10 protein-coding genes are annotated in these 10,359 nt (G+C 67.1%); all 10 read left to right on the forward strand.

Annotated elements, in window-relative coordinates; all coding sequences use genetic code 11:
* Positions 1–677, forward strand: a 677-nt coding sequence (gene rpsB, locus B2U11_RS08990; protein WP_292071258.1) for a 30S ribosomal protein S2, incomplete at its 5' end; no start/stop codon positions are given.
* A 142-nt stretch (positions 678–819) separates the two neighbouring features.
* Positions 820–1,761 (forward strand): translation elongation factor Ts, encoded by a 942-nt coding sequence (gene tsf / locus B2U11_RS08995; protein WP_292071259.1) that lies wholly within the window; start codon positions 820–822, stop codon positions 1,759–1,761.
* A 130-nt stretch (positions 1,762–1,891) separates the two neighbouring features.
* Positions 1,892–2,626 (forward strand): UMP kinase, encoded by a 735-nt coding sequence (gene pyrH / locus B2U11_RS09000; RefSeq protein ID WP_292071260.1) that lies wholly within the window; start codon positions 1,892–1,894, stop codon positions 2,624–2,626.
* A 38-nt stretch (positions 2,627–2,664) separates the two neighbouring features.
* Positions 2,665–3,222, forward strand: a complete 558-nt coding sequence (gene frr / locus B2U11_RS09005; protein ID WP_292071261.1) for a ribosome recycling factor — start codon at positions 2,665–2,667, stop codon at positions 3,220–3,222.
* A 33-nt stretch (positions 3,223–3,255) separates the two neighbouring features.
* A complete protein-coding gene (uppS, locus tag B2U11_RS09010) occupies positions 3,256–4,017 on the forward strand; it encodes a polyprenyl diphosphate synthase (RefSeq protein WP_292071262.1) in 762 nt (253 codons plus the stop codon).
* Positions 4,017–4,835, forward strand: a complete 819-nt coding sequence (locus tag B2U11_RS09015; protein ID WP_292071263.1) for a phosphatidate cytidylyltransferase — start codon at positions 4,017–4,019, stop codon at positions 4,833–4,835. The genes uppS and B2U11_RS09015 overlap by 1 nt, the downstream gene beginning before the upstream one ends.
* The gene (gene dxr / locus B2U11_RS09020) at positions 4,832–6,028 is read left to right on the forward strand and encodes a 1-deoxy-D-xylulose-5-phosphate reductoisomerase (RefSeq protein WP_292071264.1); all 1,197 of its coding nucleotides are present in this window, start codon (positions 4,832–4,834) and stop codon (positions 6,026–6,028) included. Before B2U11_RS09015 ends, dxr begins: the two co-directional genes overlap by 4 nt.
* A gap of 25 nt (positions 6,029–6,053) precedes the next feature.
* Complete coding sequence (gene rseP, locus B2U11_RS09025; protein WP_292071265.1) at positions 6,054–7,271, forward strand: RIP metalloprotease RseP; 1,218 nt, start codon at positions 6,054–6,056, stop codon at positions 7,269–7,271.
* Between the two features lie 29 nt (positions 7,272–7,300).
* A complete protein-coding gene (bamA, locus tag B2U11_RS09030; protein WP_292071266.1) occupies positions 7,301–9,718 on the forward strand; it encodes an outer membrane protein assembly factor BamA in 2,418 nt (805 codons plus the stop codon).
* Positions 9,719–9,751: 33 nt separating this feature from the next.
* On the forward strand, positions 9,752–10,357 hold the full coding sequence (locus B2U11_RS09035) for an OmpH family outer membrane protein (RefSeq protein ID WP_292071267.1): 606 nt from the start codon (positions 9,752–9,754) through the stop codon (positions 10,355–10,357).
* Positions 10,358–10,359: the final 2 nt, after the last annotated feature.

Raw genomic sequence — 10,359 nt, forward strand, 5'->3', positions numbered from 1 at the left:
CCGAGCCGGTCGCCGAGGCCGCCAAGCGCTGCGCCCAATACTACATGAACAACCGCTGGCTGGGCGGCACCCTGACCAACTGGCGCACCGTCTCGGGCTCGATCGCCCGCCTGCGCGAGCTGGAAGGCATCGTGGAGACCGGCGGCGAAGGCCGCAACAAGAAGGAGCTGCTGACCCTGCAGCGCGAGAAGGACAAGCTGGAGCTCTCGCTGGGCGGCATCAAGGACATGGGTTCGATCCCGGACATCATGTTCGTGATCGACACCAACAAGGAAGCGATCGCGATCCAGGAAGCGCGCAAGCTGAACATCCCGATCATCGCCATCCTGGACACCAACTCGGACCCCGACGGCATCACCTATCCGGTGCCGGGCAACGACGACGCCGCGCGCGCCATCCAGACCTACTGCGACCTGATCGCCGACGCGGTGCTGGACGGCCTGGCCGCCGGCGCCTCGGCCTCGGGCGTCGATCTGGGCGCTTCGGAAGCCCCGGTCGAGCCGATGCTGCGTGAAGCCTCGGCCCCCAAGGCTGAAGCCGAAACGGCTCCGGCCGGGACGGAAGGCGCCGCCGCCGAACTGGAAGCCGCTGCTGAGCCGGCCGTCGCCGACGACGCCGCCAAGGCCGCGACCTCGGAAGCGAACGACGCCGTCGAGACCGAGAAGGCCACGGGCTGATCGCCCGACGGTCTTCTCCGGCGCTCAGACAGCCCGCCGTCACGCGGCGGGCGCAGCGCCCCGAAGGCCGTGCGTTGAACTGACACACGGCCGGGCTAAGTCAGTCCGGCCGTTCCGCATACGAATCCCATAGGAGAAGAACATGGCCGAGATCACTGCCGCCCTCGTGAAGGAGCTTCGCGAGCGTTCGGGCGTCGGCATGATGGACTGCAAGAAGGCGCTGCAGGAGAACGACGGCGACATCAACGCCGCCATCGACTGGCTGCGCGCCAAGGGCCTGTCCAAGGCCGCCAAGAAGGCCGACCGCGTCGCCGCCGAGGGCCTGGTCGCCGTGGCTGCCAAGGAAGACGGCAAGGGCGAAGTCGCCGCCGCCATCGAGTTCAATGCGGAAACTGACTTCGTCGCCCGCAACGAGCTGTTCCAGAACGCCGCCAAGCGCTTCGCCGAACTGGGCCTGGAGCACCACACGGTCGAGGCCCTGCACGGCGCCGAACTGGAAGCCGGCAAGACGGTCCAGGACGAAGTCACCAACATGATCGCCACCATCGGCGAGAACATGCAGCTGCGCCGCGCCGCCCGCCTGTCGGTCGAAGAGGGCGTCGTCGCCACCTACGTCCACAATGCGGTGTCGCCGGGCGTCGGCCGCATCGGCGTGCTGGTCGCCCTGCACGGCGAGGGCGACAAGACCGCCCTGCGCGACCTGGGCCGCAAGATCGCCATGCACGTCGCCGCGACCTCGCCGCTGTCGCTCAACACCGACGATCTGGACCCGGCCGCGATTGAAAAGGAACGTCAGGTCCTGACCGAAAAGGCCAAGGAAGAAGGCCGCCCGGAAAACATGATCGCCAAGATCGTGGAAGGCCAGATCAACAAGTTCCAGAAGGACGTGGTGCTGACCAAGCAACCGTTCGTCATGGACCCCGACGTGACCATCGAGCAGCTGGTCGCCAACTCGGCCAAGGAGCTGGGCTCGTCTAACCTGCACCTGGCCGGCTTCGTCCGCCTGGCGCTGGGCGAAGGCGTGGAGAAAGTCGAAGGACCGGACTTCGCCTCGGAAGTCGCCTCGATGATGGGCGGCCAGTAAGCCCGCCATCGCCCTCATTCGTGAGGGTTTTGTTTCAGAAGGGCGCGTTCGGCTTTGATGGCCGGCGCGCCCTTCGTCTATAAGGGGCCGCCCGATTCAGCGGCGCCGCAGTACACGGACCTTTTCCCGCATGCCCGACGCCCCTTCCGAGTTTCGTTACAAACGCGTCCTGCTCAAGGTCTCGGGCGAGGTGCTCATGGGCGACCAGTCCTATGGCGTCGACATGAAGACGGTCGACACGATCGCCCAGGCCGTGGCGGAGGTGGCGCGCGAGGGCGTCGAGATCTGCCTGGTCATCGGCGGGGGCAACATCTTCCGCGGCCTGTCCAAGGCGGCCGCCGGCATGGAGCGGGCCCAGGCCGACTACATGGGCATGCTGGCCACCGTCATGAACGCCCTGGCCATGCAGTCGGCGCTGGAGAAGATCGGCGTGTCGACCCGGGTGCAGAGCGCCATTCCGATGGCGGCCATCGCCGAACCCTACATCCGTCGCCGGGCGCTTCGGCATCTGGAGAAGGGCCGCGTTGTCATCTTCGCCGCCGGCGTGGGCGCGCCCTTCTTCACGACCGATTCAGGGGCAGCCCTGCGCGCCGCCGAAATGGGATGCGACGCCCTGCTGAAGGGCACCAGCGTCGATGGCGTCTATACCGCGGACCCCAAGAAGGATCCCACGGCGACCCGCTACGACACCCTGACCTATCAGGACGTGTTGGCGAAGGATCTGCGCGTGATGGACGCCTCGGCCATCGCGATGATGCGCGACACCGGCATTCCGATCGTGGTCTTCTCGATCCGGGAGGACAAGTCGCTGCGTCGGACATTGACCGGCGAGGGCACCTTCACGGTCATCAAGGACGCCGCCTGAGCGTTCGACAAAAACCAGGAAAGACGAGAGAGAACACCATGGCCAAGCCAGACCTGAAGAGCTACCGCGACCGCATGGACAAGTCCGTGGCGGCGCTGAAGGACGAATTCAGCGGCCTGCGCACGGGCCGCGCCAACGCCGGCCTGCTGGAACCCGTCCGCGTGGAAGCCTATGGCTCGACCTCGCCGCTGAACGCCGTCGCGGCCATCAGCGTGCCCGAGCCGCGCATGATCACGGTCAACGTGTGGGACAAGGGCATGGTGGTCTCGGTCGAGAAGGCCATCCGCCAGGCCGACCTGGGTCTGAACCCGATCGTCGACGGTCAGACCCTGCGCATCCCCGTGCCGCCCCTGACGGAAGAACGCCGCAAGGACCTGGTCAAGTTGGCCGGGAAGTATGCGGAGCAGCAGAAGATCGCCGTGCGCAACGTTCGCCGCGACGCCAACGACGACCTGAAGAAGGCCGAGAAGGCGGGCGAGATCAGCCAGGACGACCAGAAGCGCATGGAGACCGAGGTCCAGAAGGACACCGACGCGGCCATCAAGCGCATCGACGAGGCCTTGAAGACCAAGGAACAAGAGATCATGCAGGTCTGAGGCGGCCGTGGACCTGAAGGGATCGACAATCGCATGACGGCCGCGCCCTCAGGTCCGGAAAGCCCCACGGGCGGCGATGGTCCGCGCCATGTCGCCATCATCATGGACGGCAACGGCCGCTGGGCGAAGCGTCGCGGCCTGCCGCGCGCGGTCGGCCATCGCGAGGGCGTCCAGGCGCTGAAGCGCACCATCGAGGCCGCGCCCAGGCTGGGCATCAGCTGCCTGACGGTGTTCGGCTTCTCTACCGAGAACTGGAGCCGGCCCGAGGACGAGGTGTCGGACCTGATGGGCCTGGTGCGCACCTATGTGGCCAGTGACCTGAAGCGGTTGGAAAAGGCCGGCGTGCGGCTGCGGGTGCTGGGGCGTCGCGACGGCCTGCCGCCCGATATCGCCGAGATCATCGTCCGCGCCGAGGCCCAGACGGCGCACAACGACCGTTTCCTGCTGCAGGTCGCCTTCAACTACGGCGGACGGGCCGATCTGGTCGACGCCGCGCGACGTCACGCCGAACGCCTGCTGGCCGGTGAAACGGTCGAGCCCTTCAGCGAAGAGATCATCGAGGCGGGGCTGGCCACGGCCGGCTCGCCGCCGCTGGACCTGATCGTGCGGACCTCGGGCGAACAGCGCCTGTCCAACTTCCTGCTGTGGGAAGCCGCCTACGCCGAACTGGTTTTCCAGGACATCCTGTGGCCCGATTATGGGCCGCAGGCCCTGGCCGAGGCCGTGGACGCCTATCGACTGAGGGACCGCCGGTTCGGCGGACGTGAGGTCCTGGCTGAAAGCGTGACGGCCTGATGGCGGTCCGGGGTCGCGATATCGGTCTGCGCGCCGCCTCCGCCGTGGTCCTGGCGCCCGCCGCCGTCGCCGCGACCTGGGCCGGGGGCGTCTGGTTCCTGGCGCTGATGGTGGCAGCCTGCGTGGTCCTGGCCTTCGAATGGGCGGCGATGAGCGCGCCTCACGCCCGCCGTCTGATGGGGGGCGCGGTGACCTTCGGCCTGGTCGCCTCAGTCATCAGCGCGCATTTCGGGGCGATGGCGGTGGCTTTCATCATGCTGGTGTTCGGCGCCGCCGCCGCCGGCGTCTATGCTCGAAGCCGGGGGCAGCAGGCGCTCGACGCCGCCTATGGGGTACTTTACCTCGGCTGGCCGGCCGTTCTGCTGATCTGGCTGCGCGATGTCGACAGCACGGTGGGCCTGCACTGGACCGTCCTGGTGTTCGCGGTGGCCTGGTCGGCCGACATCCTGGCCTATCTGGTCGGATCGACCGTCGGCGGCCCAAAGCTGTGGCCGCGTTTCTCGCCCAACAAGACCTGGTCCGGCTTCATCGGCGGCATCGTGGCCGGCGCCGTCGCGGGCGCGGTCATGGCGGCCTGGGTCGACATGGGCCGGCTGACCGTCTTGTGGGGCGCGATCCTGGGCCTGGCCGCCGCCCTGGCGACGATGGCGGGCGATCTGTGGGAATCAGCGCTGAAGCGCCGGTTCGGGGTCAAGGACGCCGGCAACACCATTCCCGGACACGGCGGGCTGCTGGACCGGGTCGATGGCCTGATGTTCGCCGTCGTGGTGGTCGCCATCGGGCGGCTGGCCGTGCTGATGCTGGAGCGCGGCGGATGATCCGGCGGCGCGTCACGGTGCTGGGGTCGACCGGCTCGGTCGGCTCCTCGACGCTGGACCTGATGGCGCGCGCCGAAGAGACGGGCGCGGGCGCTTTCGAGGTCGAGGCCCTGACCGGCGGGGCCAATATCGCCCGACTGGCCGAACAGGCGCGACGCTGGCGCCCGAAGATCGCCGTGACGGCCGACGAGACACGGCTGGAGGCCCTGAAGAACGCGTTGGCCGGGACGGGGGTTGCGGTCGCGGCGGGGGAGGCCGCCGTGACGGAAGCGGCCCTGCGCCCCGCCGACTGGATCATGGCCTCCATCGTGGGATCGGCGGGCCTGAAATCGGCCTGGGCGGCGGCGGGGACAGGCGCGGTCCTGGCCCTGGCGAACAAGGAAAGCCTGGTCTGCTGCGGTCCCGCGCTGATCCAGCGAGTGCGCGCCGCCGGCGGCCGGCTGATACCGGTGGATTCGGAGCATTCCGCCATTTTTCAGGTCTACCCGGCCGAGGCCCCCGAGCGGGTGGCCAAGCTGGTTCTCACCGCATCAGGCGGTCCGTTTCGCCAGACCCCGGCGGCCCGCATGGCGTCGATCACGCCTGAACAAGCCGTGGCTCATCCCAACTGGAGCATGGGGGCCAAGATTTCGGTCGACAGCGCCACCATGGCCAACAAGGGCCTGGAGATGATCGAGGCCGCCTATCTGTTCGACATGGGCCCGGACCGCATCGACGTCGTGGTCCATCCGGAATCCATCATCCACAGCCTTGTGGAATATGTGGACGGATCGACCCTGGCGCAGATGGGACCGCCGGACATGCGCACGCCGATCGCCTGTGCGCTGGCCTGGCCCGACCGCATCGAATGGCCGGCACCCAGGTTGGATCTGCCGGCCTTGGGGCGCCTGACGTTCGAGGCGCCCGACGTGCACCGGTTCCCAGCCCTGGGTCTGGCGCGCGAGGCGCTGCGCGCGGGGGGCGCGACGCCGGCCGTCTTCAATGCCGCCAACGAGGTCGCCGCGCTGGCGTTTCTTGACCGCAAGCTGGGCTTTCTCAATATTGCCGCAGTCGTCGCCGAAACCCTTGAGCGAGCGACGAAGTCGGGGATGACCTTCGGTTCCGGCGATGCGTGTGCGGCGGCTCTTTCGGTCGACGCGCAGGCCCGCAGGCTGGCCCAGTCCATCATCACCGACCTCGCCAAGGCGGCGTGAAGACTTCCGGGGAGACCATTTGTCGATGCTAGGCGTCCTTGGACAGGTCCTGACGTACATCGTGCCGTTCCTGTTGGTGCTGACGTTCATCGTCACCATCCATGAACTGGGCCATTTCCTGGTGGCGCGGGCGTTCGGGGTGAAGGTCGACCGCTTCGCCATCGGCTTCGGCCGTCCGCTGTTCAGCCGCACGGACCGCCACGGCATCGAATGGCGGCTGGGATGGATCCCGGCGGGCGGCTATGTGAAGTTTTCGGGCGACCTGGACGCTTCCAGCGTGCCGGATCAGGCGGGGCTGGCCGAACTGCGCCAGCGCGTCGTGGCCCAGCATGGGCCCGCCGCCGTGGGCGACTACTACCATTTCAAGCCGGTGTGGCAGCGAGCGCTGATCGTGGCGGCCGGGCCGCTGGCCAACTTCGCCCTGGCCATCACGATCTTCGCCATTCTTTTCATGACGCTGGGGGCGCAGATGACGCCCGCGCGGGTGGGGCAGGTGCAGGCAGGCTCGCCAGCGGCCGCGGCCGGGTTCCAGCCGGGCGATCTGATCACCGCCGTCGATGGCCGTCGTATCGAGGATTCCTCGGAGGTGACACGCGCCGTCATGCTGAGCAGCGGCGATCCGCTGCGGTTCACCGTGGAGCGTGACGGGGCGCCGGTCGAACTGGTCGCCACGCCCCAGCGTCGGATGGAGAACGACCCGATCGCCGGCCGCATCCAGATCGGCCGCATCGGCGTGCTGCTGGAGGCCCGGCGCGAGGATGTGCGCCATGTCCGCTACGACCCGATCTCGGCCATCGGAGCGGGGGCGCAACAGACCGCCGATGTCATCGGATCGACCGTCACCTACCTTGGGCGCCTGCTGACCGGGCGCGAGTCCGGCGATCAGCTGAGCGGCCCGATCGGCATCGCCAAGGCCAGCGGATCGCTGACCAATATGGCGGTGCAGGCCAATCCCGATCCCGCGGCCACGGCGTTGAACCTGGGGCTGACCCTAATCAACCTGGCCGCCATACTTTCGATCGGAATCGGCTTTCTAAACCTGCTGCCCATCCCTGTGCTGGACGGGGGCCATCTCGTCTTCTACGCCTATGAGGCGGTGGCGAGGCGCCCGGTCGCGGCCCGGTTCCAGGAGGCGGGCTACAGGGTCGGGCTTGCTTTGCTGGCGGGATTCATGCTGTTCGCGACGTGGAACGACCTGCAGAAGCTCAACCTCTTCCAATTCCTCGGCGGGCTCGTCAGTTGAGCCGACGCCAGCCCCCGATGGTTTCCCGAATGATCGACATGAAGACCCGCGCCGCCGTTCGACTGAGCGCCCGTTCCAGCCTGATGGCGCTGTTCGTCGCCGCAGGCCTGGGCGCGCCCGCGATGGCCCAGACCGCTCCGGCGGCCGAGGCCCCGGCCCAGCCGGCCGCCGAACAGCCGCCGCGTGTCGAGATCGCCGCGCCGGAATCGCTGGTGGTCAACCGCATCGTGGTGCAGGGCGCGCAGCGGATCGACCAGACCACGGTCCTGTCCTATCTGCCGATCCGGCCGGGCGACACGGTGGACGCCGCGACGCTGGACGTGGCGGTGCGGACCCTGTCGCGCACGGGCCTGTTCGCCAACGTTCAGCTGGGCGTGCAGAACGGCGACCTGATCGTGCAGATCGTTGAGAACCCGATCATCAACCAGGTCGTCTTCGAGGGGAACAGCGCCCTTTCCGAGGACAAGCTGAACGAGGAAGTCACGCTGAAGCCCCGCGGCATCTACACCCGCGCCAAGGTTCAGGAAGACGTGGGGGCCATCGTCGAGCTGTACCGTCTGCAGGGCCGCATCTCGGCTACCGTCACGCCCAAGCTGGTTCAGCTGGAGCAAAACCGTGTCGATGTGATCTTCGAGATCAACGAAGGCCGCCAGACCGGCATCAGCGCGGTCAACATCCTGGGCAACGAAGCCTATTCAGATCGCGACATCCGCGGCGTCATGGTCACCGAGAAGTCGACCTGGTGGAAGTTCTTCTCCAACAACGACAACTACGACCCCAATCGCCTGGAATACGATCAGGAGCAGTTGCGCAAATTCTACACCAACCGCGGCTATTACGACTTCCGCATCGTGTCGTCGGTGGCCGAGCTGCAACCTGACGACCAGGCCTTCCAGGTCACCCTGACGATGGACGAGGGCGATCGCTATAACTTCGGCGAGGTGAACGTCGTCACCGAAAATGACCGCCTGAACGCCGACTTCCTGAAGGCGCTGGTGCCGATCCGCAGCGGCGACCTCTATGAAAGCGACAAGATCGAGAGCGCCGTCGACGCCCTGACGTTCGCGGCGGGTTCGGCGGGTTACGCCTTTGTCGAGATCAATCCGACCTACCGCGCCAATCCCGACACGGACACGGTGGACGTCACCTTCAACGTGTCCGAAGGCCAGCGCGTCTATGTCGACCGCATCAATGTGGTGGGCAACACCCGCACCATCGACCCGGTCATCCGGCGCGAGCTGATGCTGACCGAAGGCGACGCCTTCAACCGCGCGCTGATGGAGCGTTCGCGCAACAATCTGCGCGCGCTGGGCTTCTTCAAGGACGTCACGGTCCAGGAAGAGCGCGGCAGCGCGCCCGACCGTTCCGTCATCAACGTCAATGTGCAGGAACAGCCCACCGGCGAACTGTCCGTCGGCGCGGGCTTCAGCTCGGTCGACTCCTTCACCGTGAACCTGGGCATCTCGGAACGGAACTTCCGTGGCCGCGGCCAGAACGTCGTCGCGCGTCTGGAATGGGGTTCGCTGCGTCAGCAGGTCGACTTCCGCTTCACCGAGCCGAAGTTCCTGGGCCGTGACCTGCGCGCCGGTTTCGACCTGTTCCACTCGCGCTACGATCTCAGCGAATATTCGTCCTACGACTACCGCTCTACCGGCGGCGGCCTGCGCCTCAGCTATCCGCTGAACGGCTACACCCTGTTCAGCACCCGCTACTTCCTCAAGAGCGACGAGATCATCGTGCCGACCGGCTATTGCAGCAGCGGCGGCTTCGGCTCCTCTGCGCTGTGCGATCAGGTGGGCAGCTATCTGAACTCGTCGGTGGGCTACACCCTGCAGGTCAACCGGACCAACGATCCGGTGCGTCCCACGCGCGGCTGGGCCGGATCCCTGCGTCAGGACTTCGCCGGCCTGGGCGGCGACGTGAACTATATCCGCACCGAGGCGGACGCCAGCTACTACTACGGGCTCACCCCGAACTGGATCGTCAGCCTGCAGGGCTCGACCGGCTATGTCAGCGGCTGGAACGGGGATCCGATCCGGATCAACGACCGCTTCTTCAAGGGCGGCAACAGCTTCCGCGGCTTCGAGACCGCCGGCATGGGGCCGCGCGACCTGGATACGACCGACGCCCTGGGCGGCAACTTCTACGCCATCGGCACGGTCGAACTGACGGTGCCGAATTATCTGCCCGAGCAGTACGGCATCAAGACCTCGCTGTTCGCCGATGTCGGCACGCTGGGCGTACTGGACGATCGCTACAAGCTGACCTCCACCGGGACGGTCGACCCGACGATCGCCGACGAGCTGTCCCTGCGGGCCTCCGCGGGCCTCAGCATCCACTGGCGTTCGCCGATGGGCCCGATCCGCTTCGACATCTCCAAGGTTCTCGCCAAGGAAGACTACGACAAGACGGAATCCTTCCGCTTCTCGACCTCCACCCAGTTCTAATCGCGGCGCCTGTCTGACCGCACGAGGAAGACCATGAAGACCATCGCCATCGCCGCTGCAGCGGCCGCTTCGCTCATCGCCACCGCCGCCTCCGCCCAGCAGGCGACCACGCCGCAGAACCCCGGCCCGCAGATTCCGGGCGTCTGCGTCTATCACAACGCTCGCCTGTTCGCGCAGTCGTCGGTCGGACAGGCCGTCGAAACGCGGATGCAGCAGCTGGCCCAGGAAGTTCAGACCGAACTTCAGCCCTACGCCACCTCGCTCCAGACCGAGGCCCAGCAGCTCCAGAGCTCCGGGTCCACTCTGCAACCCGAAGAACTGAACCGTCGTCGCCAGGCGCTGCAACAGCGCGCCCAAGAGGCCCAGCAGTTGGAAGGCACTCGCGAGAACGAGCTGCGCTATACCCTGGCGATGCAGCGCCAGGCGATCACCGAGGCCGTCTCGCCGATCCTGGTGCAGGTCTATCAGGAGCGCGGCTGCGGCCTGCTGCTGGACCGCGAAAGCGTCTTCATGATGAACCCGGCCCATGACGTGACGGACCTGGTCATCCAGCGTCTGAACACCGCCCTGCCGACGCTCAGCTTCAACCGCATGGCCGTTCCGGCCCAGCAGCAGCAACAACCGGCTGCGGCCAACTAAGG

Origin of the sequence: Brevundimonas sp. UBA7534, assembly GCF_002479325.1 — a bacterium.
GTDB lineage: Bacteria > Pseudomonadota > Alphaproteobacteria > Caulobacterales > Caulobacteraceae > Brevundimonas.